This is a genomic window from Streptomyces sp. NRRL WC-3626, assembly GCF_000718785.1.
Classification (GTDB): domain Bacteria; phylum Actinomycetota; class Actinomycetes; order Streptomycetales; family Streptomycetaceae; genus Streptomyces; species Streptomyces edwardsiae.
Map to the genome: position 1 here is coordinate 91,501 of NZ_JOCA01000008.1, position 26,636 is coordinate 118,136.

A 26,636-nucleotide genomic window follows, 5' to 3' on the forward strand; every position below is an offset into this window, starting at 1 on the left:
TGCCCGTGAACCGTGAAAGGCGGCCTGCATGGTCTCTCGCGTACGCGTCTGGCTCAACCGCACGTACGCGGAGAACGTGTTCTTCATGGATCAGCTGAGGCGAAATCCCAGCGACCGGGCCGTCGAGATCCATGCCACCCACGGCGACCCGGACTCCCCCGTGCTGGCCGCCGCCGACACCGCCGAACCGGAGCCCGAGGGGCTGTCACCGGCGGCGTACGTCGAATACGCGCTCGCCCAGTGCGAGCGGCGTGGCATCGATGTCTTCGTGCCCCGGCTGCACCAGTCGGCGATCGTCGCGCAACGCGCCGACTTCGAGGCGGTCGGTACGGCGCTGCTGGCGCCGCCGCCCGAGGCGGTGGCCGTGTTCCACGACAAGGTGATCGCCTATGAGGCGGTCCAGGCGATCGGGGTGCCCGTACCGCCCTGGTGGCGGGTCCGGAGCGCGGGCGAACTCGAGGCGGCCGTGGAGGAGTTGGAGGCGGGCGGCCACCTGGCCTGCTTCAAGCCGGCGTCCGGCGCGGGCGGGGTGGGCTTCCGGGTGATCACCCGAGCCCCCTACTCGCTGAGCCAGCTGAACGGTTTCCCGAGCCCGTACGTGCCGCTGCACCTGGTGCTGGAGGCGCTGCGGTCGGCTCAGGAGCCGGTGGACTGGCTGGTGATGCCCCGGCTGGAGCAGCCCGAGGTGTCGGTGGACTGCCTCACCGGCACGGACAACCGGGTGCGGATGGCGGTGGGGCGGACGAAGAACGGCCGGCGGCGCGGGTTCACGCTGCACGAGCAGTGGCTGGAGCCGGCCCGGCGGATCGCCGAGGGGTTCGGGCTGCACCATCTGTCCAACATCCAGTTCCGGATGCTGGGCGACCGGCCCGTGCTCATGGACGTCAACACGCGCCCCGCGGGCGGACTGCACCAGCTGTCGCTGTGCGGGGTGAACGCCCCGTGGGCGGCGGTACGGCTGGCGCTCGGCGACGATCCGGGCGAGATCACGCCGCCGTTCCTGGGCCAGGACTACTCGGTGGTGTCCGGGCCGCGCCCGCTGCTGCCGGTGTCGCTGCCGCACCAGCGGGCCGACGCGGGCGCGTTGGCCGCCGTACCGGCCCCGGCACCGCCCGTGGAGCCGCGGACGGCGACGGGCGCGCCGACCCAGAGGATCGGCCTCTAGAAATTCTCCAGAAAATCTCCGCCAGGGGTGTATCAGGGGCCGCGGTGCGGACTCTTGATGATGAAGGCGACTTGGGGAAGCCGCCGGGGGGAGCACGGGGGAACGGGGGGCTCGGGTCGGTCGGCCGCTGTCACGGGGGGCGACCGGCCGACCCGAGCCGGGCAGGTCAGCCGAGGTACGCGAGGCCCGGATGGGCGGCGGTGTAGCCGTCGACGAGCCGGCGGGCCACGTTCACGGAGTCGACGAGCGGATGCAGGGCGAACGCCTTGACGGCCGTCTCACGCGAACCGGACCGGGCGGCGGCCAGCACCTCGCGTTCGACGGCCTTGACGGCGCAGACCAGGCCGATGGCGTGACCGGGCAGCGGATCGACGGAGACGGGGTGCGCGCCACTCGCGTCCACCAGGCACGGAACCTCGATCACTGCCTCCGCGTCCAGCGGTGAGAGGGTGCCCCGGTTACGGACGTTGAGGATCAGGGTGGTGCGTTCGTCACGGGCGACGGCCCGCATCAGCGCGAGCGCCACGTCCTCGTAGCCGCCGGACAGATCCTCTTCCTCACGGTCGCCCGCACCGGCCGTCTCCCGGTTCTCGGCCATGTACGTGGCCTCGCGTTCGGCGCGTGTCCGGTCCCACAGGTCCAGTGCGGGCACGGCGGTGTCGGCCACCCCCGCGTAGAAGCGGGCCTGCTGGTCGCGCAGGAACGCGCCGCGTGTCCGCTTCGCCTCCTGGTAGGCGTGTACGGCCTCACGGTTGAAGTAGTAGTAGTGCAGGTACTCGTTGGGGATCGAGCCCAGCGAACGCAGCCATTCGGTGCCGAAGAGCCGGCCCTCCTCGAAGGAGCCGAGCAGAGACGGGTCCGCGAGCAGGCGCGGGAGTTCGTCCCGGCCGGCGACGCGCAGGCCGCGCACCCAGCCGAGGTGGTTGAGCCCGACGTAGTCGACCCACGCCTCGCGCGGCCGCGCGCCGAGCACCCGGGCGATACGGCGGCCGAGGCCGACCGGTGAGTCGCAGATGCCGATGACGCGGTCGCCGAGGTGGCGGGACATGGCCTCGGTGACGAGCCCCGCGGGGTTGGTGAAGTTGATGACCCAGGCGTCGGGGGCGAGGCGGGCCACCCGCCGGGCGATGTCCACGGCGACCGGGACGGTGCGCAGACCGTAGGCGATGCCGCCCGCGCCGACCGTCTCCTGGCCGAGCACGCCCTCGGCGAGGGCGACCCGCTCGTCGTGCGCCCTGCCTTCGAGGCCGCCGACGCGGATCGCGGAGAAGACGAAGTCCGCGCCGCGCAGGGCCTCGTCGAGGTCGGTGGTGGCGGTCACCTCGGGCGCGTCGGACACCCCGGCGGCCTGTTCGGCGAGCACGCGGGCGATCGCGCGCAGCCGTCCGGCGTCCACGTCGTGCAGGACGACATGGGTCACCCGCCCCTCGGCTCGGTCCCCCAGCAGCGCCCCGTACACCAGTGGGACGCGGAAGCCCCCGCCGCCCAGAATCGTCAGCTTCACATCCGCACCTTCCGACCACGACGAACCGGGTCGACCCTACTCGCGGCGCGGCCGCGGCGGCGGTACCCTCCGCCGACCCGACCCTGTGGAGGACAGCCGGTCATGACCAGCCGTTCCGCGTCCGACCGTCTGCTGTCCGTGCTCGCCGCGTTCGACCACGGGCATCCGGCGCTCACGTTGACGGACATCGGCCGCCGGGCCGGGCTCAGCCTGTCCACGGCGCACCGGCTGGTGGGTGAGCTGACCCGCTGGGGCGCGCTGGAGCGGGACGCGTCGGGGACGTATCACGTGGGGCTGCGGCTGTGGGAGCTGGCGGCGCTCGCCCCGCGCGGACCGGCGCTGCGGCAGGTGGCGCTGCCGTATCTGGAGGACCTGTACGAGGCGACGCACGAGAACGTGCAGCTGGCGGTGCGCGACGGGCGGGAGGTCGTCTACACCGAGTGGCTGTCGGGGCGGTCGGCGGTCGGCGTGCACATACGGGTCGGCGGACGCTGGCCGCTGCACGCCACCGGGGTGGGCCTCGCCCTGCTCGCGCACTGCGCCCCCGCCTTCCAGGACACGTACTGCGCGGGCCCGTTGGCCGCCTTCACCCCGTACACCATCACCGAACCCGCCCTGCTGCGCCGCACACTGGCGGAGGTCCGCCGTACCGGCGTCGCGGTCAGCGACCGCCAGATCACCCGGGACGCCCTGTCGGTGGCGGCCCCGGTGCGCGACCCCACCGGCACGGTCACCGCGGCGATCTCGGTCGTCGTCCCGGAGGCGGGCGCCCGGGTCCCGGCCCTGGTCCCGGCCGTACGCCTCGCCGGCCGCGGCATCTCACGCGCCCTGGGGTGGCATCCGGCGCCCGAAATCCCTCTCACCGGTGAGGACTCGGCCCTCGGGCGCTCGTGATACTGGGACGGCCCCCGCCTCGAGGAGCCGTTCATGTCCCTGCGGTCCGTTCGGTCCGTTTTCGTGCCGGTCGTCGCGCGCTGGCGTGCGGCGAGTCCGTACGCGCTCGATGTCGCGGTCGCCGCGATCGTGCTGTTCGCCGTGTCCTTGCAATGGATGTTCCCCGACGAGGGGGACGACCCGCTGAGCCTCGGGGGCTGGCTGCTCGGTGCCGCCACGGCCGTACCGCTGGTGTGGCGGCGGCGGGCGCCCTGGGCGTCCGGGTGGGCCGTGTCGGCGGCCACCCCGGCGCAGGCGCTGTACCACGCTCCCCCGCCGGACGTGATGTACGGCGGGATGGTCGTGCTGTACACCATGGCCGCCCTCGCCAGGCCCTGGCAGCGACGGCTCATGCTCACGGGGTGGATCGTCGGCGTCGTCTCCACCATGCAGCACCAGGCCGACAAGGAGCCCTTCGAGTACGCCTTCCATCTGATGGGCATCGTCTGCGCCTACGCCCTCGGGATGCTCGCCCGGGTCCAACGCGCCTACACCACCGAGCTGGAGGACCGGGCCCGCCGGCTGGAGGGACAGCGGACCGCGGACACCGCGCGGGCCCGCGCCGAGGAACGCGCCCGTATCGCCCGGGACATGCACGACATCCTGGCGCACGCGGTGAGCCTGATGGTCGTACAGGCGGAGGCCGGACCCGTGGTGGTGCGCAAGGATCCGGAGCGGGCGGAGGCCACCTTCGAAACGATCGCGGAGACCGGCCGGGACGCCATGGCTCAACTACGGCGTATCCTTGGGGTGTTGAAGGAGGAGCGGCCGGACGGCGGGGTGACCGGGCGGATGCCGCAGCCGAGCGTGGCGGCGCTTCCGCTGCTGGTGAGCCAGGTGGGGGACTCCACGGGGCTGCACACCGAACTGCGCACCACGGGCGAACCGTGCCCCTTGTCGTCGGACACGGAGATCGCCGCCTACCGTGTGGTCCAGGAAGCCCTCACCAACACCGTGAAGCACGCCCGTGCCTCGCGCGCCGTGGTGGAGCTGGACTGGACCGAGGACGGGGTGACCCTCACGATGACGGACGACGGACGCGGTCCGTCCGCCCCGGTCGGCGGGCACGGGCTGATCGGCATCCGGGAGCGGGCCGCCGCCTGCGGGGGCAGCGCCGAGACCGGCAGCGGCCCGGACGGCGGTTTCCGCGTGGTGGTACGGCTGCCGGTGGCCGCCGACCGGGAGGGGGCCCTCGGGTGAGCATCCGGGTGGTCGTCGCCGACGACCAGGAGCTGGTGCGGGCCGGTTTCGGCATGATCCTCGACGCGCAGGACGACATCGAGGTGGTCGGCGAGGCCGGGAACGGCGAGGAGGCCGTCGCCGCGGTCCACCGGCACGCCCCGGACGTGCTGCTGCTCGACATCCGCATGCCGGTGATGGACGGCCTGGAGGCGGCCCGCCTGGTGTGCGCGCAGTCGAGCTGCAAGGTGGTCATGCTGACCACGTTCGACCTGGACGAGTACGTGTACGAGGCGTTGTACGCCGGTGCGGGCGGCTTCCTGCTCAAGGACGTCCGCCGGGACGACCTCGTGCACGCGGTGCGCGTCGTCGCCGCCGGTGACTCGCTGCTCGCGCCCGCGGTGACCCGGCGGCTGGTCGAGGACATCGTGCGGCGCCGCCGGGAACGGGCCATCGCCGAGACGGCGACCCCGCAGCGGCTGGACGCGCTCACCGCCCGCGAGGTGGAGACGCTGCGGCTGCTGGCCCGGGGACTGTCCAACGCGGAGATCGCGACGACCCTGTTCGTCAGCGAGCACACCGTCAAGACCCATGTCAGCAACGTGCTGGGCAAGCTCGCTCTCAGGGACCGGGTGCAGGCGGTGATCTGCGCCTACGAGACGGGGCTGATCGTCCCCGGCTCCCCCTGAGGAGTGAGTCCCCGGGCCGTCTCCCCCGTACGGGCGAGGCCCGCAAACCGCTCCCTCTGGCGATCCGCCGCACCGCCCCGCGGGACGACTCTGTGAGTCGATGACGAACCACCATCCGCCGGGAGGGACCGTGCTTTCCGCACTCGCCCGGGCGGCCACCCGCCGCCCCTTGACCGTGATGCTCCTGTGGGGGCTCTTTCTGCTACTGGGCTTCGGCCTCGGGACGGGCGTGTTCGCCCGGCTCTCCGACAATGTGCCCGAAGTGCCCGGAACCGAGTCGGACTCGGCCGCCCAGTACCTGGACCGGACCGACCCGGCGGGCGAGTCGATCACCGGCGTGGTGGCCGGCACCGCCGTCTCGGACGCGACGCTGCGCGCCGAGGTCGAGCGGGCCGTCGCCGACGTCCGGAAGGTCGCCGGGGTCGCCGCCGTGCCCGACCCGTACACCACGCCCGGACTTCTCGCCGAGGACGGGAAGGCGCTGATCGTCCCCGTCACGCTCGAGGGTGGTCTGGACGACGACGCCGAGGAGCACACGCTCGAGGCGGCGGCCGACCGGCTCCGGGAGATCGACGCGCCCGACGTCCAGGTCAGCGGTGGCCCGCTGCTCGGGCAGCAGCTCAGTGAACAGGCCCAGGAGGACGTCAAGTTCGCGGAGATCGTCTCCCTGCCGGTGGTGCTGGCGCTGCTGCTCGTGGTGTTCGGCGGGCTGCGCTCGGCGCTGCTGCCACTGGTCGTCGCGGTCAGCGGGATCGCGGGCGCGTTCCTGGCGCTGTTCCTGTTCAGCGGGGTCACGGACATCTCCGTGTACGCGATCCAGGTGACGACGATGCTGGGGCTCGGGCTCGCCGTGGACTACGCCCTGCTGATGGTGATGCGGTTCCGGGAGGAGCGGCGGCACACCGAGGACGTCGTCGAGGCGGTGCACCGTACGGTCGCGGCGGCCGGGCGGACGGTGCTGTTCTCCGGGCTCACGGTGGCCGTCAGCCTGACCGGGCTGCTGGTCTTCCCGAGCGTGTTCCTGCGGAGCATGGGCCTCGCGGTCGCCGCGGTCGTCGTCATCGACATGCTGGCGGCGCTCACCCTGCTGCCGGCGCTGCTGGCCCGGTTCGGCGGGCGGATTCCGCCGGCGAAGGTCCCCGCGGACGGTGAGGAGGGTCGGGTCTTCGCGCGGCTCGCCCGTTTCGCGGCGCGGCGGCGTTTCGCCGTACTGGCCGTGGCCGTACCGGTGTTGCTGGTGCTGGCGGTGCCGGTGGCCGGGATGAAGATCGCCATCGGGGATGCGCGGCAGTTGCCCACGAGCAGTGAGGCGCGGCAGTTGCATGACACCGTGGGTGAGCATTTTCCGCCCGGTGCGGGGGTGACGCCGGTGACCGTGGTGGTGCGGCCAGGTGCCGATGCCGGGGTCGTCGAGGGGATCCGCGCGTTGTCTCCGGGGGCGGCTGTCCGTGAACTGCCGGGCGGAGCCTCGGTGCTGGAGATCCGGCCGCCCGGGGAGGCGGACGGCAAGGAGGCCACCGACCTGGTCGAGCGGGTGCGGGACGTACGCGGCGACGCGCCGGTCGAGGTCACCGGGCCCGCCGCCCGGCTGGTCGATTTCCGCGAGATGCTCGCGGACCGGGCGCCGTGGGCCGCGTTGACCGTACTGGTCGGAATCTTCGTGCTGTTGTTCGCGTTCACCGGGTCCGTGCTGCTGCCGCTGCGCACCATCGTGACGACGCTGCTGAGTCTGGGAGCGGCACTGGGCGCGGTGGTGTGGGTGTTCCAGGACGGGCATCTGGCGGGGCTGCTGGGCGCGGAGGGGCTGGGGGCGCTGAGTCTCACCGCGCCGCCGCTGATCGTCGCCATCGCGTTCGGGCTGGCCATGGACTACGAGCTGTTCATTCTGGCGCGGATGCGGGAGGCGCGGGAGCGGACGGGGGACGACGCCGGGGCCGTGGTGGACGGGTTGCGGCGGTCCGGGCGGGTGGTGACCTGTGCGGCGCTGTTGTTGGCGGTCGTCTTCGCCGCGTTCATGACGGGTGGGTTCTCGCCGATCCTGCAGATCGGGCTGGGGCTCACGCTGGCCGTGCTCATCGACGCGACCGTCGTGCAGATGCTGTTGGTTCCGGCGACGATGTCGCTGCTCGGACGTGTCGCGTGGTGGGCGCCGGCGCCGTTGCGGCGGGTGCACGACCGCTTCGGCCTGCGGGAGGAGCCGTCGGAGGAGCCGAAGCGGCGGGTACCCACGGGGGTGTAGGCCGGGGCTGTCTTCGCCCCCGCCGCCCCTTCCCGTCCCGTCCCTGGGGGCTCCGCCCCCAGACCCCCGTTCGCGCCCGCGCGGCAGAGCCGCTGTCGGCACAGCCCCGCGCCCCTTCAGGGGCGCGGGGAACTGCGCGACCAGCCCCCACCCGCCCGGCGGCAACCCCCCACGTTGCCCGCATTCGCATCCATTCGGAACCTGAACTCCCCCCGCCCTCAACCACTTTCTCCGTTACACCTCTTGACGCCGCCGGAAGCACGGAGCACATTGGCGTCACTGTGAGAGCGCTCTCAAAGACATCCGGCACTCGAACCCGAGAGGGCTACCCCACATGAGTGACTCCCCCGGCACACCCCGCAGATCCCGCAGATCCCGGCCCCTGCGGCGGGCCGTTCTCGCCGTCGTCAGCACGCTCGCCCTCGCGGCAGGCGCCGCGGCGACCGCGAGCCCCGCGAGCGCCTCCGCTCCGACTCCCCCCTCCGGCTGGACCCAGGTCTTCGTCGACGACTTCAACGGCTCCGCCGGCAGTGGCGTCAACACCGCCAACTGGCAGTACGCGACCGGCAAGGGCTACCCGGGCGGCCCCTCCAACTGGGGCACCGGTGAGATCGAGACGATGACGTCCAACGCGGACAACGTCTCGCTGGACGGCAACGGCAACCTCCGTATCACCCCGCGCCGCGACGGCTCCGGCAACTGGACGTCGGGCCGGGTCGAGACGAAACGCACCGACTTCCAGCCCCCGGCCGGCGGCAAGCTCCGTGTGGAGAGCCGTATCCAGGTGCCGAACGTCACGGGCGCCGCCGCCAAGGGCTACTGGCCGGCCTTCTGGATGCTGGGCGCCCCCTACCGCGGCAACTACTGGAACTGGCCCGCGGTCGGCGAGCTGGACATCATGGAGAACACACAGGGCAACAACACCGTGTTCGCCACGATGCACTGCGGCACATCCCCGGGCGGCCCGTGCAACGAGACCAGCGGTATCGGCAGTTCGACCACCTGCCAGGGCACGACCTGTCAGGCCGGCTTCCACACCTACCGCATGGAGTGGGACCGTTCGACGAGCGTGGAGGAGATCCGCTTCTACCTCGACGGCAACAACTTCCACACCGTGCGGGAGAACCAGGTCGACGCGACGACCTGGACGAACGCCACCAACCACGGCTACTTCATCATCCTGAACGTGGCGATGGGCGGCGGCTTCCCGGACGCCTTCGGCGGCGGCCCGGACTCGGGCACCCAGCCGGGGCACTCGATGCTCGTCGACTACGTACAGGTGCTGACCTCCGGCGGCGGGAACGGCGGCGACCCCGGTACGCCGGGCAGCCGTGACGCCTACGGCACCATCCAGGCCGAGTCGTACGACGGCCAGGGCGGCACGATGACCGAGAGCACCTCGGACTCCGGCGGCGGGCAGAACGTGGGCGCGCTCGCCAACGGTGACTGGCTGCAGTTCAAGGGGGTCACCTTCGGTTCGAACCCGGCCCGGCAGTTCTCCGCGCGGGTGGCGAGCGGTGCGGGCGCCAGTGTCAGCGGTCTGGTCGAGGTGCGGCTGGACAGCAGGAGCAACGCGCCCATCGGCAGCTTCGCGGTGGGCAACACGGGCGGCTGGCAGTCCTGGCGGACGATCCCGGCGAACATCAGCAACGTGACCGGCACCCACGACGTCTATCTGACCTTCACCAGCGGTCAGCCCTCGGACTTCGTGAACGTCAACTGGTTCACCTTCGGCCACTGATCCCACCCCCCACACCCGGCCCTCCTCGGCCGGGATCCGAAGAGGGCCCCACGCACCCGCGTGGGGCCCTCTTCCGTCAGCGCAGTTCCGCGCGGAACGCCGCCGGGGTCGTACCCGTGTGCTGGTGGAAGAACTTGGAGAAGTTCGCCGCGTCCGGGAAGCCGACCGCCGCCCCGACGCGGCCGATCGGCAGGCCGGTGTGGGCGAGGAGACGCTTGGCCTCCAGGACCACCCGCTTGTCGATGAACGCCTTGGGGGTCTGCCCGGTGGCGGCGCGCACCGCGCGCAGGAGGGTGCGGCGGGAGCAACCGAGTCCGTCGGCGTAGGCGCTGACGCTGTGGTGGGTGGCGAAGCCGTGCTCCACGGCGTCCCGGAACAGGGTGAAGGTGGTGCCGGTGACCCGCCGGTCCGCCTCCGCCTGCGCCGGGCCGGCGGCGACATGGGCGAGGCGCAGCAGGAACGCGGTCAGACAGTGGCGCAGTACGGCCGTGTGGAGGCCCAACGGCAGCGTGGCCGTGTCCTCGTACTCGCGGCGCAGCTGGCCGAGGGCCGCCCTGAGCGCGCCGAGCTGTGCCGGGTCGGGGCGGAGCAGGGGCTGTTGGTCGTAGCGGTAGAGGCCGGTCGCCTCGACGGTGGCGCGCGGCAGGAAGCCGGGCTGCATGGCGAGGGCGGTTCCGCGGTACCCGCCGCCGCGGGAGAAGCGGTGGACCTGCCCGGGGCGGATCCACAGCAGATCGCCGGCCGTGGCCTCGTACTCGGTGAAGTCGATCATGTGCCGGACCGGTCCGCCGTCGAGCAGCAGCACGATGTGGAAGTCGATGCGGTGCACCCGGTCCGGCGGTGCGTCGGCGCGCCAGCCGTGGCCGGGGTCCATGGGGGCGATCTGCATGCCGACCCCGAGGACGGTCCGGTCCACCGGGAAGGGGAAGGTCCTGATCCAGTCGCCGTCGCCCGATTCCGCGCGGTCCGCCCGCCCCGGCCGTCTCATGTCCGTTTCGCTCCGCCCTGCCCGTACGCCGCGCCCGGCCGTGTCCCAGTTTCACCAAAGGCTGGCACACGGAGACCCGCCATCGGAAAGGTCATACTTTTAAGCTTGAACGTAGGGCGGCATCGATGTTGCTTGAACCGAGGACTTCTTGAAGTGACGCACCGGGAATCACCGGCAGCCGCGCGCGGTTGACGCGACCGCGAGAAAGAAGATGATCACTGTGAGCGAAGCGACCGCGAGCGCGGGAGGACTGAAGAGACTGGCCGACGAGGGGGTCTCGGTCTGGCTGGACGACCTGTCGCGCGAGCGCCTGACCTCGGGGAGCCTTGCCGGGCTCGTGGGGGCGGGGACCGTCGTCGGTGTCACCACCAACCCCTCGATCTTCCGGGCGGCCATCGGGTCGGGCGCGGGCTACGAGGAGCAGCTCGCCGATCTGGCCGTGCGGGGCGTCACGGTGGACGAGGCCGTACGGATGATGACGACCGCCGACGTACGGGCCGCCGCCGACGTCCTGCGGCCGGTGTACGAGGCGACCGGCGGCCGGGACGGCCGGGTCTCCATCGAGGTCGACCCCCGGCTGGCGCACGACACGGCGGCCACCGTCGCGGAGGCGAGGCAGCTGGCCCGGCTGGTGGACCGGCCGAACGTCATGATCAAGATCCCGGCGACACGGGCCGGGCTGCCCGCGATCACCGAGGTGACCGGCGCCGGCATCAGCGTCAACGTGACGCTGGTCTTCTCCCTGGAGCGCTACCGCGAGGTGATGGACGCCTACCTCGCCGGTCTGGAGCGGGCCCGCGCGGCGGGACGGGACCTGGGCGCGATCCACTCCGTCGCCTCCTTCTTCGTCTCCCGTGTCGACGCCGAGATCGACAAGCGGCTGTCGGTGCTGGGCACCCCCGAGGCCCTCGCGCTGAAGGGCCGGGCGGCCCTGGCGAACGCGCGGCTCGCCTATGCGGCGTACGAGGAGGTCTTCGGCGGTGAGCGCTGGCTGGCGCTGGCCGGGGGCTCGCGGGCGCACAAGCAGCGTCCCCTGTGGGCGTCCACCGGGGTGAAGGACGCCGCGTACAAGGACACCCTGTACGTGGAGGAGCTGGTCGCACCCGGCACCGTCAGCACGATGCCCGAGGCCACGCTGCGGGCCACCGCCGACCACGGTGTGGTCCGGGGCGACACCGTCACCGGCGGTTACGCCCAGGCGCGGGCCGATCTGGCCGCCGTGGAGCGGCTCGGGATCTCGTACGACGAGGTGGTGCGGCAGCTGGAGCACGAGGGCGTCGCGAAGTTCGAGGACGCCTGGCAGGAACTGCTGGACGCGGTGACGAAAGCGCTCGACAGCAAGGGAGTTGACGCCACATGACCGACGAGACGACCGAACCGGCGGCTGACGCGCCCCGCCGGGAACCGGAGGAGGAGCTCCTCGGGGCGCTGCCCGCGCCCCCGGCGGACTGGGACAACCCGCTGCGCGACCCCCGGGACCGGCGGCTGCCCCGGGTGGCGGGCCCCTCGGGGCTGGTCATCTTCGGCGTGACGGGCGACCTGTCCCGCAAGAAGCTGATGCCGGCCGTGTACGACCTCGCCAACCGGGGTCTGCTGCCGCCCGGCTTCTCGCTGCTGGGTTTCGCCCGCCGGGACTGGGAGGACCAGGACTTCGCCGAGGTGGTGCACGACGCCGTCAAGGAGCACGCGCGGACCCCGTTCCGTGAGGAGGTCTGGCAGCAGCTCGCCGAGGGCATGCGGTTCGTGCCGGGCGACTTCGACGACGACCAGGCGTTCGAACAGCTGCGCAAGGCCGTCGACGAGCTGGACGCCTCCCGGGGCACCAGCGGGAACTACGCCTTCTATCTCTCCGTACCCCCGAAGTTCTTCCCGAAGGTCGTGCAGCAGCTGAAAAAGCACGGGCTGGCGGACGGTCCGCAGGGGTCCTGGCGGCGGGCGGTGATCGAGAAGCCGTTCGGGCACGATCTGAGGTCGGCCCAGGATCTCAACGAGATCGTGCACGGAGTGTTCGACCCGGAGCAGGTGTTCCGGATCGACCACTACCTCGGCAAGGAGACCGTGCAGAACATCCTCGCCCTGCGGTTCGCCAACCAGATGTTCGAACCGATCTGGAACCGGTCCTTCGTGGACCATGTGCAGATCACCATGGCCGAGGACATCGGCATCGGCGGGCGCGCGGGCTACTACGACGGCATCGGCGCCGCCCGTGACGTCATCCAGAACCACCTGCTGCAGCTGATGGCACTCACCGCGATGGAGGAACCGGCCTCCTTCGACGCGGCCTCGCTGCTCACCGAGAAGCTGAAGGTGTTCCGGGCCGTGCGGCTCCCGGACGACCTGGGCCTGCACACCGTGCGCGGACAGTACGAGGGTGCCTGGCAGGGCGGTGCGAAGGTGTGCGGCTATCTGGAGGAGGACGGCATCGACGCCTCCTCGAAGACCGACACCTACGCCGCGATCAAGCTCGGTGTCAACAACCGGCGCTGGGCGGGTGTCCCCTTCTATCTGCGCACCGGCAAGCGGCTGGGCCGCCGGGTCACCGAGATCGCGGTGGTCTTCCAGCGGGCGCCGCACTCCCCCGACGATGGACTTCGCGTACGGCGAGTCGTTCACCGAGTCCAGCCCTGAGGCGTACGAGCGGCTCATCCTGGATGTCCTGCTGGGCGACGCGAATCTGTTCCCCCGTCATCAGGAGGTGGAAGAGTCCTGGAAGATCCTCGATCCGATCGAGGAGTACTGGGCGTCGCACGGACGGCCGGCGCGGTACACCTCGGGCAGCTGGGGACCCGCGGAAGCCGACGAGATGCTCGCACGAGACGGACGGAGCTGGCGCAGGCCATGAAGATCGACCTGACCGACACCACGGCAAGCAAGGTCAACAAGGCGCTGGTGCGGGGCCGCCGCGCCATCGGCACCCCGGCCGTGGGCATGGTCCTGACGATGGTGATCGTCACGGACGAGGAGAACGCCTACGACTCGATCAAGGCGGCCGAGGAGGCCTCGCACGAGCATCCCGCGCGCACCCTGGTCGTGATCAAGAGGCACACCCGCAATCCGCGCGAGCGCACCCATCCCCGGCTGGACGCCGAGGTGCGGGTCGGCTCGGAGGCGGGCACCGGCGAGACGGTGGTGCTGCGGACGTACGGCGAGGTGTCCGACCACGCCGACTCGGTCGTGCTGCCGCTGCTGCTGCCGGACGCGCCGGTGGTGGTGTGGTGGCCGGCCCAGGCGCCCGAGAACCCGTCGCAGGACCCGCTGGGCGCGCTCGGCCAGCGCCGGATCACCGACCTGTACATGGTCGAGAACCCCATGGAGGTGCTGGAGGCCCGCCGGCGCACGTACGCGCCGGGTGACACCGACCTCGCCTGGACCAGGCTGACGCTGTGGCGTTCCATGCTGGCGGCGGCGCTGGACCAGGCGCGGGCGGCGGTCGTCTCGGCGACCGTGGAGGCGGAGGCCGACAACCCGGCCGCCGAGCTGCTGGCGCGCTGGCTGGAGGCGCGGCTGCGGGTGCGGGTCGAGCGGGTGGTGACCGAGGGGCCGGTGGTCACGGCGGTCCGGCTCGGTACGGCGGACGGCGAGGTCGTCATCGACCGTCCCGAGGGCCCGCTGGCCACGCTCACCCTGCCGGGCCAGCCGCCGCGCCGGCTGGCGCTGAAGGTCCGGCCCACCTCCGAACTCATCGCCGAGGAGCTCAGGCGCCTCGACGCGGACGAGATGTACGCCGTCGCCCTGCGCGGCGAGGTCACCGAGGAGAACCCCGCTCATGTCTGACGTCCCCGAACCGACCCGGCGCCCCCAGTGGACCGCCCTGGAGAATTACCGCAGGGACACGCTGCCCCGGCCCGACCTGCGCGAGCTGTTCGACACCGACCCGTCCCGCGCCGAGCGGTACGTGGTGCGGGTGGGCGATCTGCGCCTCGACTACTCCAAGCACCTGGTCGACGACGAGACGCTCGCCCTGCTGCGTGAACTCGCCGAGGCCACCGATGTGTTCGGCCTGCGGGACGCCATGTTCCGCGGGGAGCGGATCAACACCACCGAGGACCGGGCCGTCCTGCACACCGCGCTGCGCGCCCCGCGCGACGCGGTGATCGAGGTCGACGGGGAGAACGTGGTCCCGGCCGTGCACGCCGTGCTGGACCGGATGGCCGACTTCGCGGGGCGGGTCCGTTCCGGCGAGTGGACGGGGCACACCGGCAAGCGGATCCGCAACGTCGTCAACATCGGGATCGGCGGCTCCGACCTCGGCCCGGCGATGGCGTACGAGGCGCTGCGCGCGTACACCGACCGCTCGCTGACCCTCCGTTTCGTGTCGAACGTGGACGGCGCCGACCTGCACGAGGCGACCCGTGATCTGGATCCGGCCGAGACGCTGTTCATCGTCGCGTCGAAGACGTTCACCACGATCGAGACGATCACCAACGCGACCTCGGCCCGCTCCTGGCTGCTCGACGCGCTCGGCGACGAGAAGGCGGTCGCCCGGCACTTCGTCGCCCTGTCCACGAACGCCGGGAAGGTCACGGACTTCGGGATCGACACGGCGAACATGTTCGAGTTCTGGGACTGGGTCGGCGGACGCTATTCCTTCGACTCGGCGATCGGTCTCTCGCTGATGATCGCCATCGGCCCGGACCGGTTCCGGGAGATGCTCGACGGGTTCCGGATCGTCGACGAGCACTTCGTCAACGCGCCGGCCGAGGCCAACGCCCCGCTGCTGATGGGCCTGTTGGGCATCTGGTACAACAACTTCCTCGGCGCCCAGTCGCACGCGGTACTGCCGTACTCGCACTATCTGTCGAAGTTCACCGCCTATCTCCAGCAGCTCGACATGGAGTCCAATGGCAAGTCGGTGGACCGTCAGGGCCGTCCGGCCACCTGGCAGACGGGTCCTGTGGTGTGGGGCACCCCGGGCACCAACGGGCAGCACGCCTACTACCAGTTGATCCACCAGGGCACGAAGCTCATCCCGGCCGATCTGATCGGTTTCGCCCGGCCGGTCGCCGAGCTGAGCGGTGAACTCGCGGCCCAGCACGACCTGCTGATGGCCAACCTGTTCGCGCAGGGCCAGGCCCTCGCCTTCGGCAAGACCGCCGAGGAGGTACGGGCGGAGGGCGTGCCCGAGGAGCAGGTGCCGCACCGCACCTTCCGGGGCAACCACCCCACCACCACGATCCTGGCCACCGAGCTGACCCCCTCGGTGCTCGGCCAGCTGATCGCGCTGTACGAGCACAAGGTGTTCGTCCAGGGCGCGGTCTGGAACATCGACTCCTTCGACCAGTGGGGCGTCGAACTCGGCAAGGTCCTCGCCAAGCGCGTCGAACCCGCTCTCACGCAGGGGGCCGACGTCCCCGGCCTCGATCCGTCCACGGCCGCGCTGGTGGCCGCCTACCGCGAACGCAGGAAGTGAACTGACATGCAGATCGGTCTTGTTGGTCTGGGCAAGATGGGCGGCAACATGCGGGAGCGCCTCCGCAACGCCGGCCACACCGTCATCGGGTACGACACCAACCGCGAAGTCTCCGACGTCGACCATCTGTCCGACCTGGTCGACCGGCTCGACGGGCCGCGCGTGGTGTGGGTGATGGTGCCGGCCGGCGCCGCCACCCAGCTCGTGGTCGACCAGCTGGGGAGCCTGCTGCGCCACGGGGACGTCGTCGTGGACGGCGGCAACTCCCGCTGGACGGACGACGAGAAGCACGCCAAGGAGCTGCACGCCCGGGGCATCGGCTTCGTCGACGCGGGCGTCTCCGGCGGGGTGTGGGGCCTGAAGAACGGCTACGCGCTCATGGTCGGCGGCGACGAGGAGCACGTGGAGCTGCTGAAGCCGATCTTCGACGCGCTCAAGCCGGACGGGCCGTACGGCTTCGTCCACGCGGGCCGGGTGGGTGCCGGGCATTTCGCGAAGATGGTCCACAACGGGATCGAGTACGCCATGATGCAGGCGTACGCGGAGGGCTGGGAGCTGCTCGAGAAGGTCGACTCGGTGGACAACGTCCGGGAGGTGTTCCGCTCCTGGCAGGAGGGCACCGTGATCCGCTCCTGGCTGCTGGACCTCGCGGTGAACGCGCTCGACGACGACGAGCATCTGGAGCGGCTGCGCGGCTACGCGGAGGACTCGGGTGAGGGCCGCTGGACGGTGGAGGCGGCGATCGACAACTCCGTGCCGCTGCCCGCGATCACCGCGTCGCTGTTCTCGCGTTTCGCCTCGCGTCAGGAGGACTCGCCGCAGATGAAGATGGTGGCGGCGCTGCGCAACCAGTTCGGCGGGCATGCCGTCGAGTCGGCGGAGAAGGCGTAGCGCCGGTGGGAGATCTGCTGCTGGCGCGGCACGGCGAGACGGAGTGGAGCAGGGCGGGCCGGCACACCGGCGGGACCGACCTTCCGCTGACCCCGGCCGGTGAGGCCCAGGCCACGTCGCTCGCCCCGCTGCTGGGCGGGCGGACCTTCGGGCTGGTCCTCACCAGCCCGCTGGTCCGCGCCCGGCGCACCGCAGAGCTGGCGGGCCTGACCGGCGCGATACCGGAGGCGGACCTGCGGGAGTGGGACTACGGCGGCTACGAGGGCATCACCACGGCGGACATCCACCGCACCCGTCCCGGCTGGGACCTGTGGACCGACGGCGTACCGCCGGGCCGGGACTTCCCCGGCGAGTCCCCGCAGCAGGTGGGCGACCGCGCGGACCGGGTCCTGGCCCGTCTGGCCGAGGCCCTGGACGAGGGTGATGTGATGCTGGTCGCCCACGGCCACCTGCTCCGCGTCCTCACCGCCCGCCGCCTGGGCCTCCCCCCGTCCGCCGGCCGCCTGTTCCGCCTGGAGACGGGCACCCTGAGCCGGCTGTCCCTGGAGCACGGCAGCCCGGTCATCGCGGAGTGGAACACCCGCCCGTGACTCCGGCGCCGCCCTGTGCCGCGTGCTGGGCGGCCAGGCGGACGGGGGCGTTGCGGGCGCCGTAGCCGTGGTGGGCGCCGTCACGTTGGAGGAGTTCGAAGAAGACCTGGCCGACGGTGAGGGTGTAGCAGTGGCGCAGGGTGCCGTGCTCGTCCCGGTCGTAGAGGATGCCCAGGTCGCGGTAGGTCTCCAGCTCGCCGTCGGCGAACTCGTGGCGGGCGGCGAGGTCGTCGTAGTAGTTGGCGGGGATGGGCAGCAGCCGGCCGCCCGCGGCGCGGAAGCGGCGGGCGGCCGCGACCACGTCGTCGGTGGCGAACGCGATGTGCTGGGCGTGCACGGTGTCGTCCGTGGGCGCGGCGCCGACGCCGAGGGCGATACGGACGCTGCCGTCGGCGGTGCCGACCGCGCGGCTGCGCAGCAGGCCGTAGGGGTCGGGGACGTCCACGCTCTCCTCGGCGCGCAGTCCGAGGACGCCCCGGTGGAAGAGGGCCGCCTCGTCGAAGTGGTGCCAGGGCTGGGTGAGGGCGAGATGGTCGATGTGCCGGACGTGCGGGGCGGCGGGCGGGTGGTCCAGGCCGGTGAAGTCGGAGCGCCAGGCGCCGCAGAAGAACAGTTCCGTGCCGTCGGGTGCGGCGACCGCGTCGAGCGGCGCGTCCTCGGGGGCGCGGCGGCGCGGCAGTACCGGCGCGAGCAGGGCCTCGGCGCGGCGGGCGGCGCCCCGCGGGTCGGGTGACTCCAGTCCGACGGCGGCGAGCCGGGTGCCGTCGCGGCGTACGGCCGTCCCGGTGTTGACGAGGACGCGGGCCTCGCCCTGCTGCCAGAGGTCGACGGGTTTGCTGCGGTGCCGTGCGGTGCGGGCGAAACCGAGCGCGTCGAGGAGTCCGGCGAGGGGCTGTGCGTCGGGGGTGACGAGTTCGGCGAAGGCGACTCCGGTGGGGACGGCGGGGGCGGGCAGGGCGCCCGCGCCCGTCTCCTCCTGGAGCAGCAGCAGGGAGCGGCGGGCGTCCACGGCGGTCGGTCCGGCGTCGGCCTGCCGTACGACGTCGTTGAAGACCTCGAGGGACAGCGGCCCGGTGTAGCCGGTGCGCAGCACGTGCCGGACCAGTCCGGCGACGTCGAAGCCTCCCTGGCCGGGGAAGCAGCGGTGGTGGCGGCTCCACTGGAGCACGTCCATCGCGGGCAGCGGGGCGTCGGCGAGCTGGAGGAAGAAGATCTTCTCTCCGGGAATGTCCTCGATGCCGCCGGGGTCGCTGCCGCGCGAGAGGATGTGGAAGCTGTCCAGACAGGTCCCGAGCGCGGGATGTCCGGCCGCCTCGACGATGCGCCAGGCGTGGTCGTACGTGCTCACATGCCGCCCCCAGGCCAGTGCCTCGTACGCCACCCGGATGCCGAAGCCGGCTGCCAGGTCGGCGAGTTCGCTCAGCTGCCGGGCGGCGAGGGCGTCGTCGTCGAGCGCGGACGGGTCGACGCTGGAGCAGACGAGGACCGTGTCGGCGCCGAGCCTGCGCATCAGCTCGAACTTGTGCCGGGCGCGGCGCAGATTGCGGGCGAAGAGGTCGTCGGGCACGGCCTCGATGTCCCGCAGCGGCTGGTAGAGGTCGATGCCGAGGCCGAGGTCGGCGCAGCGGGCGCGGATGTCCTCGGGGGTGAGCGGTGCGGTGAGCAGGTCGTTCTCGAAGATCTCCACCCCGTCGAAGCCGGCCCGGGACGCGGCCGTGAGCTTCTCGGTGAGGGAGCCGCTGAGGGAGACGGTGGCGATGGACGTACGCACGTCGATACCTCTCGCTTTCCGGGGTCGGTCTACTGCGGCGCCCCGACGGCGCCGCCGGTCAGCTCGGTGAGGTCCGCGAGCATCCGGGTGCTGTCGGGTTCCCGGCCGGTGAACAGGCGGAACGCGTCGGCGGCCTGGAAGGCGGCCATACCGCCGCCGTCGAGGGTGGCGCAGCCTGCCGTGCGGGCGGTGCGCAGCAGCTCGGTCTCCAGCGGGCGGTAGACGACCTCGGCGACCCACAGTCCGGGGTGCAGCAGTCCGGCCGGCAGGGGCAGGCCGGGGTGGGCGGCCATGCCGGTGGGGGTGGCGTGCACGAGCCCGCCGTTGCCGTCGGCGGCGGCGAGCAGTTCGGGCAGCCGGTCCGGGGTCGCGGCGGCGGCGCGGCCCGCCCCGAAGCCCCGGTTCAGCGCGGCGGCGAGGTCGGCGGCCCGTTCGGGCAGGGCGTCGACGACCGTGACCCGTTCGGCGCCGAGGGTGAGCGTGGCGTGTGCGACGGCCGCGCCGGCGCCGCCCGCGCCGAGCTGGACGACCCGTTCCAGCGGGGCGTCGGGCAGTCCGCGGGCGAAGGCGGTGGCGAAGCCGGTGACGTCCGTGTTGTGGCCGACGGCCCGTCCGCCGTCGAAGACGACGGTGTTGACCGCCCCCAGCGCCTCCGCCCTCGGGTCGAGGGCGTCCAGGTGCTCGACGACGAGCCGCTTGCACGGGTGGGTGATGTTGAGCCCGTCGAAGCCGAGCAGCCGGGCGGCGCGCAGCAGCTCGCCCACCCGCTCGGGCGGGACGCCGATGGTGTCGAGGTCGAGGAGCCGGTACAGACAGCGCAGGCCCTGCCGGCCGGCCTCCCGCTCGTGCAGCGCGGGGCTGAGCGACGGGCCGATGCCAGAGCCGATCAGCCCGACGAGATACGAGTCCTTGGACACCGCGGACCTCCAGAGCGGCTCAGTAATGTACGAACCAGTACGTTAGCTATATCAGCCGTCCGGGGCCCTCGGGAAGACCCGTCCGGGCCGGGCGGAGGGCTGCTTCTAGAATCACCGGCACACACCTCGGCCCGGAGGGACCCGATGACCAGCGTCGAAGAACCGGCACGGCCCGGCGAGCGGATCCGCGACGCCGCCCGTACCAGGGCCGAGATCCTCGACGTGGCGACGGCGGAGTTCGCCCGGGCCGGGTACGACGGGGCCCGCGTGGACGAGATCGCCGCCCGCACCCGCACCACCAAGCGGATGATCTACTACTACTTCGGCGGCAAGGAACAGCTGTTCACGGCCGTGCTGGAGCGGGCGTACGGCGTGATCCGCGAGGCCGAGCAGCAGCTGGACGTCGATCATCTGGACCCGGTGGCGGCCATTCGGCGGCTGGCGGAGCTGACCTTCGACCACCACGAGCGGCACCCGGACTTCATCCGCCTGGTGAGCATCGAGAACATCCACGACGCGGAGCACATCGCGGCCTCGGAGGAGCTGGGCCGGATGGGCTCCCCCGCGCTGGACGTGATCCGCCGGATCCTCGCCGCCGGGCAGGAGTCGGGTCTGTTCACGGCCGACGTCGATGCCGTGGACCTGCACGCCATGATCAGCTCGTTCTGCTTCTTCCGGGTGTCCAACCGGCACACCTTCGGCGCCCTGTTCGGCCGCGACCTGGTGGCCCCGGGCCGGCGCGAGCACTACCGGGCGATGCTGGGCGACATGGTGATCGCCTATCTGACGGCGGAGCGCGCCGCGGACTGAACCGCGCGCCGGCATCACGTACGACGCGACCCCTTGACAGTGCGGGCGACCGGGCGCAGCATCCCTACCCAGCCGCGACTAACTATCCAGTGGGTTAATTAGCGCCTCGGCACATCCCCTCCGCTCTCCCCCTCCGCGTACCGTCGTGGAGTCCCCCGAAGGAGCCCGCCGTGACCGTCCCCGTACCGCCCCGCGACGCCTCCCCGCCCGGACAGCCGAGGAAGGCGGCGGCCGCCGCCTGGATCGGCAGCGCCCTCGAGTACTACGACTTCTTCATCTACGGCAGCGCGGCCGCGCTGATCTTCCCGGAAGTGTTCTTCGACGACTCCGACCCGGCCACCGCGACCCTGCTGTCGCTGGCCACGTTCGGTGTCGCGTACGCGGCCCGGCCGGTCGGCGCGCTGTTCCTCGGGCATGTCGGGGACCGGCTGGGCCGTAAGAAGATCATGGTCTTCACCCTGATCCTGATGGGCGTGTCGACCTTCCTCATCGGCTGTCTGCCCACCCGCGCCCAGGTCGGCACGCTCGCCCCCGTACTGCTGGTGCTGTGCCGGGTGCTCCAGGGCATCTCGGCGGCCGGCGAGCAGGCCAGCGCCAACTCGATGACGCTGGAGCACGCGCCGCCCCACCGGCGGGGCTTCTTCACCAGCTTCACCCTCAGCGGTACGCAGGGCGGCCAGCTGCTGGCCACGCTGGTGTTCATCCCGGTCGCCGCGCTGCCCGAGGAGCAGTTGCTGTCCTGGGGGTGGCGGGTGCCGTTCTGGCTGAGCATCGCGGTCGCCGTCGTCGGGTATGTGATCCGGCGCCGGCTGGACGAGACGCCGGCGTTCGAGCAGCAGACCGCCACGGAGGGGGTCGTGAAGCTGCCGCTGCTGGTGCTGCTGCGGGAGCACTGGGCGGACGTCCTGCGGGTGATCGCGTGCGCGCTGATCGCCTCGGTCAGCACGATCTTCACGGTGTGGGCGCTGGCGTACGCCACCAGTGACGCGGTGGACATGTCGCGTACCTCGATGCTGTGGGTGGGCGCGCTGGCGAACGTCGTCGCGCTGGCCGCGATCCCGCTGTGGGCCGCGCTCGCCGACCGGGTCGGACGGCGTCCCGTCTTCCTCGTCGGGGCCGTGGGCAGCGCGGTGACGATGTTCCTCTACCTGTGGGCGATCTCCACCGGCAACTATCCGCTCACCCTGGTCCTCGGGATCGTCACGTTCGGCGTGGTCTACAGCGCCGCGAACGGGGTGTGGCCGTCCTTCTACGGCGAGATGTTCCCGACCAGGGTCCGGCTCTCGGGTATGGCGATCGGCACGCAGATCGGGTTCGCGGTGGCCGGGTTCGCGGTCACGTTCGCCGCGCGGATCGCGGGCCCCGACGGCGACGACTGGACGGCGGTGGCCTTCTTCACGGCGGCCCTGTGCGTACCGCCGGTGATCGCGGCGATCACGGCCCGCGAGACGCATCGCGTCCCCACCGAGCGGCTGGGCGAACGGGCCGTCGAGGCGGGTGCACAGCGGCCGGCGAAGGTCACGGCCTGAGCGGACGTCGCGGGCGTTCCCCGGTCGGTCAGGAATCGAGAAGCACGGGTGGCCGTGGGTCGCCTAGCCTTGCCGGGTTGGGGAACGCCGGCGGGGGCCGTACGCGGTCGCCGCCCGACGGATGGAGAGCGATGAGCATGGCCACGAGGGCGGACGGACAGCCGTCCGAGCCGCACGCCGCCGACAGTCACGAGCTGATCCGCGTGCACGGGGCGCGTGAGAACAACCTCAAGGACGTCAGCATCGAGATCCCCAAGCGGCGGCTCACGGTGTTCACCGGTGTGTCCGGCTCGGGCAAGAGCTCCCTGGTGTTCGACACGATCGCCGCCGAGTCGCAGCGGCTGATCAACGAGACGTACAGCGCCTTCCTCCAGGGTTTCATGCCGAACCTGGCCCGCCCCGAGGTGGACGTGCTGGACGGTCTGACCACGGCCATCACCGTCGACCAGCAGCGGATGGGCTCCGACCCCCGCTCCACCGTCGGCACCGCCACCGACGCCAACGCGATGCTGCGCATCCTCTTCAGCAGGCTCGGCACCCCGCACATCGGCCCTCCGGCCGCGTACTCCTTCAACGTCGCCTCCGTCTCGGCGACCGGCGGCTTCACCGTCGACCGGGGCTCCGAGAAGACGAAGACCGAGAAGGTCAGTTTCACCCGCACCGGCGGCATGTGCACGCACTGCGAGGGCCGGGGCACGGTCTCCGACATCGATCTCGCGCAGCTCTTCGACGACTCCAAGTCGCTGTCCGAGGACCCGTTCACCATCCCCACCTACACCGGGGACGGCTGGGTGGTGCGGATCATCGCCGAGTCGGGGTTCTTCGACAAGGACAAGCCGATCCGCGAGTACACGAAGAGGGAGCGGCACGACTTCCTGTACCGGGAGCCGACCAAGGTCAAGGTCAACGGGGTCAACCTCACCTATGAGGGGCTGATCCCGAAGCTGCAGAAGTCGTTCCTGTCCAAGGACCGCGAGTCGATGCAGCCGCACATCCGGGCCTTCGTGGACCGGGCGGTCGCCTTCACCCGGTGCCCCGAGTGCGACGGCACCCGGCTCAGCGAGGCGGCCCGCTCCTCGAGGATCGGCAAGCTGAACATCGCCGACGCCTGCGCCATGGAGATCCGCGACCTGGCCGAGTGGGTGCGCGGGCTGGAGGAGCCTTCGGTGGCGCCGCTGCTGGCCAAACTCCGGCACGGCCTGGACTCGTTCGTGGAGATCGGCCTCGGCTATCTCTCGCTCGACCGGGCCTCCGGCACGCTCTCCGGCGGCGAGGCCCAGCGCACCAAGATGATCCGCCACCTCGGCTCCTCCCTCACCGATGTGACGTACGTCTTCGACGAGCCGTCCATCGGTCTGCACCCGCATGACATCCAGCGGATGAACAGTCTGCTGCTGCGGCTGCGCGACAAGGGCAACACGGTGCTGGTGGTCGAGCACAAGCCGGAGACGATCGCCATCGCCGACCATGTCGTGGACCTCGGCCCCGGCGCCGGTACGGCGGGCGGCACCGTCTGCTTCGAGGGCACCGTCGAGGAGCTGCGGGCGAGCGACACCGTCACCGGCCGCCATCTCGACGACCGGGCCAAGCTGAAGGACACCGTGCGCGAGGCGACGGGCGCTCTGGAGATCCGGGGCGCGAACGCGAACAACCTCCAGGACGTCGACGTCGACATCCCGCTCGGCGTGCTCTGTGTGATCACCGGTGTCGCCGGTTCCGGCAAGAGCTCCCTGGTCCACCGTTCCGTCCCGGCCCCCGAGGGTGTGGTCTCGGTCGACCAGACCCCCATCCGGGGTTCGCGGCGCAGCAACCCGGCCACCTACACGGGCCTGCTCGACCCGATCCGCAAGGCGTTCGCCAAGGCCAACAGCGTCAAGCCGGCCCTGTTCAGCGCCAACTCGGAGGGCGCCTGCCCCACCTGCAACGGCGCCGGCGTCATCTACACCGACCTGGCGATCATGCAGAGCGTCGCCACGACCTGCGAGGACTGCGGCGGCAAGCGGTTCGACGCGTCGGTGCTCGAGTACCACTTCGGCGGCCGGGACATCAGCGAGGTGCTCGCGATGTCGGTGGCCGAGGCCGAGGAGTTCTTCCGCGAGGGCGAGTCACGCATCCCGGCCGCGCACCGGATCGTGGAGCGGATGGCGGAGGTCGGGCTCGGCTATCTCACCCTCGGCCAGCCGCTGACCACGCTGTCCGGCGGTGAGCGGCAGCGGCTGAAGCTGGCGGTGCACATGGCCGACAAGGGCGGGGTGTATGTCCTCGACGAGCCGACGACCGGTCTGCACCTCGCCGATGTGGAGCAGCTGCTGGGCCTGCTGGACCGGCTGGTGGACTCGGGCAAGTCGGTGATCGTCATCGAGCACCACCAGGCGGTCATGGCGCACGCCGACTGGATCGTGGACCTCGGCCCCGGCGCCGGTCACGACGGCGGCCGGATCGTCTTCGAGGGCACCCCCGCGGATCTGGTCGCCGCCCGCTCCACCCTCACGGGCGAGCATCTGGCCCAGTACGTGGGCGCCTGAGGCGTACGCCGTGCGCGCCGGGGTGGTCGTCTCACGCCCCGGCGCGGCGCGGGATGCCGTACGCCCGCTCCACCCGCAGCCGCAGCACGAGGCGCCGGTCGCGGACCATGGCGGCGCGGTACTCGTCCCAGTCCGCGTGCTCGCCGCCGACGTCGCGGTACAGCCGGATCAGCTCCTCCACCGTCTCGTCGTACAGGTTTCCGGCGACGGGTGACAGGTCGGCGGTGCCCTCGGCGACCGTGTAGGCCCAGCGGTCGTCGCTGGTGACGTGGTAGGAGGCGCGGGGGTCGCGGCGCAGGTTGGCGGTTTTGGCCCGGTCGTCCGTGAGCGAGACGCGGATGACGCGCTCGTCGGGGTAGTAGGCGTGCATGACGTTCGACAGCTGGGGCCGTCCGTCACGTTTCAGTGTGACGAGCACTCCGCCGTGCCCCTCGGACAGCAGGGCGAGCAGTGCGTTCTGTTCGGCGTCGTGAGTCATGACTGGTTCAACGCCCCGAACGGGGCCGGCGTTCCCCGAGGAGACCGATGACAGTGCTGCGGCAAGAGGCCGATCCCGCCGAGGCCGGACTGGACGCGCGGGCGCTGGAGCGGCTGGACCGCCACTTCGCCGGCCTGGTGGACGAGGGGAGGCTGCCCGGTTTCCTGGTGGCCGTCGCCCGCGGCGGCCGGGTCGCGCATCTCTCGGTGCACGGGGCGCGGGACGTGGCGGCGGGGCTGCCGGTGGAGAGTGACACGCTGTGGCGGATCTACTCCATGACGAAGCCGGTGACGGCTGTCGCCGCGCTGCTGCTGGTGGAGGAGGGCCGTCTGTCCCTGGACGACCCGGTCGGCGACCACCTCCCGGCGTTCGCGCACCCGCGCGTGTACGAGTCCGGGTCGGGCACGGAGATACGCACCCGCCCGCCCGGGGGCCCGCTCCTCGTCCGTCACCTGATGACGCACACGGCGGGTCTGACGTTCGCCTTCTACGGCTCCCACCCCGTCGACCAGCTGTACCGGGAGGCGGGACTGGAGTCGTCGGTGGCGCCGGGCAGGGATCTGGCGGGTACGACGGAGGTGTACGCGAGCCTGCCCCTGCAGTTCGATCCGGGCACGCAGTGGAACTACTCGGTCGCCTCGAACGTGCTGGGCCGGATCATCGAGGTCGTGTCGGGCAGGCCACTGGACGTGTTCCTCTCCGAACGCGTCTTCCGGCCGCTCGGCATGACGGACGCCGGTTTCGAGGTGACCCAGGCGCAGGCAGAGCGGCTGGCGGAGCTGTACGGCGAGTCGGACGACGGCGGCATCGAGGCCATCCCCGGCCTGCCTCTGCGCGGCCGCCCCCGGTTCCTCTCCGGCAGCGGCGGCATGGTGGCCTCGGCCCACGACTACCACCGCTTCATGGAGTTGCTGCGCCGGCGCGGCGAGCTCGACGGCATACGCCTGCTCGCTCCCGCGACGGTGGACCTGATGACCCGCAACCACCTCCCCGGCGGAGCCGATGTGCGCGCCGTCGGCAGCCGCCCCGCGCACGACACCCCCGGCAACGACGGAGTCGGCTTCGGACTCGGTGTCTCCGTCGTCGTCGACCCGTCCCGGACGCAGGCGCCGTCCACTCTCGGCAGCTACGGCTGGAGCGGGGTGGCCACCACCACGTTCTGGGTCGACCCGGGCCGCGACCTGACCGTGCAGTTCCACACGCAGGTGCGGCCCAGGTCCTCCCACACCGTGTTCCGGGACCTCAAGCGGCTGGTGCACGAGGCGGTGACGGGCTGA

The 26,636-nt window shown here is 71.8% G+C and carries 20 protein-coding genes and 1 pseudogene; 16 read left to right on the plus strand and 5 right to left on the minus strand.

What is annotated here, in order from left to right:
• The first annotated feature begins 28 nt into the window (after window positions 1-28).
• Window positions 29-1,165: an ATP-grasp domain-containing protein gene (locus IF28_RS0114685; RefSeq protein WP_030219247.1), complete on the plus strand. Its 1,137-nt coding sequence runs from the start codon at window positions 29-31 to the stop codon at window positions 1,163-1,165.
• A 166-nt stretch (window positions 1,166-1,331) separates the two neighbouring features.
• Here IF28_RS0114685 and IF28_RS0114690 read toward each other — a convergent pair whose 3' ends face one another.
• Window positions 1,332-2,669: a 6-phospho-beta-glucosidase gene (locus tag IF28_RS0114690; protein WP_030219250.1), complete on the minus strand. Its 1,338-nt coding sequence runs from the start codon at window positions 2,667-2,669 to the stop codon at window positions 1,332-1,334.
• Between the two features lie 102 nt (window positions 2,670-2,771).
• Here IF28_RS0114690 and IF28_RS0114695 point away from each other — a divergent pair, with 102 nt between their 5' ends.
• The 5 genes from IF28_RS0114695 (at window position 2,772) to IF28_RS0114715 (ending at window position 9,450) form a co-directional block, all read left to right on the plus strand.
• The gene (locus IF28_RS0114695; RefSeq protein WP_030219253.1) at window positions 2,772-3,563 is read left to right on the plus strand and encodes an IclR family transcriptional regulator; all 792 of its coding nucleotides are present in this window, start codon (window positions 2,772-2,774) and stop codon (window positions 3,561-3,563) included.
• Window positions 3,564-3,596: 33 nt separating this feature from the next.
• Window positions 3,597-4,802, plus strand: coding sequence for a sensor histidine kinase (locus IF28_RS0114700; RefSeq protein WP_030219256.1), 1,206 nt, complete (start codon window positions 3,597-3,599; stop codon window positions 4,800-4,802).
• Window positions 4,799-5,470, plus strand: coding sequence for a response regulator (locus tag IF28_RS0114705; protein WP_030219261.1), 672 nt, complete (start codon window positions 4,799-4,801; stop codon window positions 5,468-5,470). The genes IF28_RS0114700 and IF28_RS0114705 overlap by 4 nt, the downstream gene beginning before the upstream one ends.
• A 130-nt stretch (window positions 5,471-5,600) precedes the next feature.
• A complete protein-coding gene (locus tag IF28_RS0114710) occupies window positions 5,601-7,709 on the plus strand; it encodes an MMPL family transporter (protein WP_030219264.1) in 2,109 nt (702 codons plus the stop codon).
• A 334-nt stretch (window positions 7,710-8,043) separates the two neighbouring features.
• Complete coding sequence (locus tag IF28_RS0114715) at window positions 8,044-9,450, plus strand: glycoside hydrolase family 16 protein (RefSeq protein ID WP_030219267.1); 1,407 nt, start codon at window positions 8,044-8,046, stop codon at window positions 9,448-9,450.
• A 76-nt stretch (window positions 9,451-9,526) separates the two neighbouring features.
• Here IF28_RS0114715 and IF28_RS0114720 read toward each other — a convergent pair whose 3' ends face one another.
• On the minus strand, window positions 9,527-10,438 hold the full coding sequence (locus tag IF28_RS0114720; RefSeq protein ID WP_030219270.1) for a helix-turn-helix domain-containing protein: 912 nt from the start codon (window positions 10,436-10,438) through the stop codon (window positions 9,527-9,529).
• Window positions 10,439-10,649: 211 nt separating this feature from the next.
• Here IF28_RS0114720 and tal point away from each other — a divergent pair, with 211 nt between their 5' ends.
• The 6 genes and pseudogenes from tal to IF28_RS0114750 all read left to right on the plus strand — a co-directional run bounded on the left by tal (window position 10,650) and on the right by IF28_RS0114750 (window position 17,329).
• Window positions 10,650-11,798, plus strand: coding sequence for a transaldolase (gene tal, locus IF28_RS0114725; protein WP_030219272.1), 1,149 nt, complete (start codon window positions 10,650-10,652; stop codon window positions 11,796-11,798).
• Window positions 11,795-13,280 (plus strand): annotated as a pseudogene (gene zwf / locus IF28_RS36365) (glucose-6-phosphate dehydrogenase). Before tal ends, zwf begins: the two are co-directional and overlap by 4 nt.
• A complete protein-coding gene (opcA, locus tag IF28_RS0114735) occupies window positions 13,277-14,212 on the plus strand; it encodes a glucose-6-phosphate dehydrogenase assembly protein OpcA (RefSeq protein WP_030219273.1) in 936 nt (311 codons plus the stop codon). Before zwf ends, opcA begins: the two are co-directional and overlap by 4 nt.
• A complete protein-coding gene (gene pgi, locus IF28_RS0114740; protein ID WP_030219274.1) occupies window positions 14,205-15,848 on the plus strand; it encodes a glucose-6-phosphate isomerase in 1,644 nt (547 codons plus the stop codon). The genes opcA and pgi overlap by 8 nt, the downstream gene beginning before the upstream one ends.
• Before the next feature lie 6 nt (window positions 15,849-15,854).
• Window positions 15,855-16,739, plus strand: coding sequence for a phosphogluconate dehydrogenase (NAD(+)-dependent, decarboxylating) (gnd, locus tag IF28_RS0114745; protein WP_030219275.1), 885 nt, complete (start codon window positions 15,855-15,857; stop codon window positions 16,737-16,739).
• Window positions 16,740-16,744: 5 nt separating this feature from the next.
• Entirely contained in the window at window positions 16,745-17,329 is a 585-nt protein-coding gene (locus tag IF28_RS0114750) for a histidine phosphatase family protein (RefSeq protein WP_030219278.1), read from the plus strand.
• On the opposite strand, the gene IF28_RS0114755 is transcribed toward IF28_RS0114750, so the two are convergent.
• Both IF28_RS0114755 and IF28_RS0114760 read right to left on the minus strand, forming a co-directional pair.
• On the minus strand, window positions 17,301-19,100 hold the full coding sequence (locus IF28_RS0114755) for a sugar phosphate isomerase/epimerase and 4-hydroxyphenylpyruvate domain-containing protein (protein ID WP_030219280.1): 1,800 nt from the start codon (window positions 19,098-19,100) through the stop codon (window positions 17,301-17,303). The two genes, IF28_RS0114750 and IF28_RS0114755, sit on opposite strands and share 29 nt — an antisense overlap.
• 29 nt (window positions 19,101-19,129) lie before the next feature.
• Window positions 19,130-20,017 (minus strand): shikimate dehydrogenase, encoded by an 888-nt coding sequence (locus IF28_RS0114760; protein ID WP_030219281.1) that lies wholly within the window; start codon window positions 20,015-20,017, stop codon window positions 19,130-19,132.
• Between the two features lie 144 nt (window positions 20,018-20,161).
• Here IF28_RS0114760 and IF28_RS0114765 point away from each other — a divergent pair, with 144 nt between their 5' ends.
• The 3 genes from IF28_RS0114765 to IF28_RS0114775 all read left to right on the plus strand — a co-directional run bounded on the left by IF28_RS0114765 (window position 20,162) and on the right by IF28_RS0114775 (window position 24,881).
• The gene (locus IF28_RS0114765; RefSeq protein WP_030219283.1) at window positions 20,162-20,827 is read left to right on the plus strand and encodes a TetR/AcrR family transcriptional regulator; all 666 of its coding nucleotides are present in this window, start codon (window positions 20,162-20,164) and stop codon (window positions 20,825-20,827) included.
• Window positions 20,828-20,997: 170 nt separating this feature from the next.
• Entirely contained in the window at window positions 20,998-22,356 is a 1,359-nt protein-coding gene (locus IF28_RS0114770; RefSeq protein WP_030219285.1) for an MFS transporter, read from the plus strand.
• A gap of 131 nt (window positions 22,357-22,487) precedes the next feature.
• Window positions 22,488-24,881, plus strand: a complete 2,394-nt coding sequence (locus IF28_RS0114775; RefSeq protein WP_030219286.1) for an ATP-binding cassette domain-containing protein — start codon at window positions 22,488-22,490, stop codon at window positions 24,879-24,881.
• A gap of 31 nt (window positions 24,882-24,912) precedes the next feature.
• Here the strand turns inward: IF28_RS0114775 and IF28_RS0114780 are convergent, their stop codons facing one another.
• Window positions 24,913-25,359 carry a PPOX class F420-dependent oxidoreductase gene (locus IF28_RS0114780; protein ID WP_030219287.1) on the minus strand — a complete coding sequence of 149 codons (447 nt, stop codon included), beginning with the start codon at window positions 25,357-25,359 and terminating at the stop codon, window positions 24,913-24,915.
• A gap of 47 nt (window positions 25,360-25,406) precedes the next feature.
• Between IF28_RS0114780 and IF28_RS0114785 the strand changes: the two genes are divergently transcribed.
• The gene (locus IF28_RS0114785) at window positions 25,407-26,636 is read left to right on the plus strand and encodes a serine hydrolase domain-containing protein (RefSeq protein WP_030219289.1); all 1,230 of its coding nucleotides are present in this window, start codon (window positions 25,407-25,409) and stop codon (window positions 26,634-26,636) included.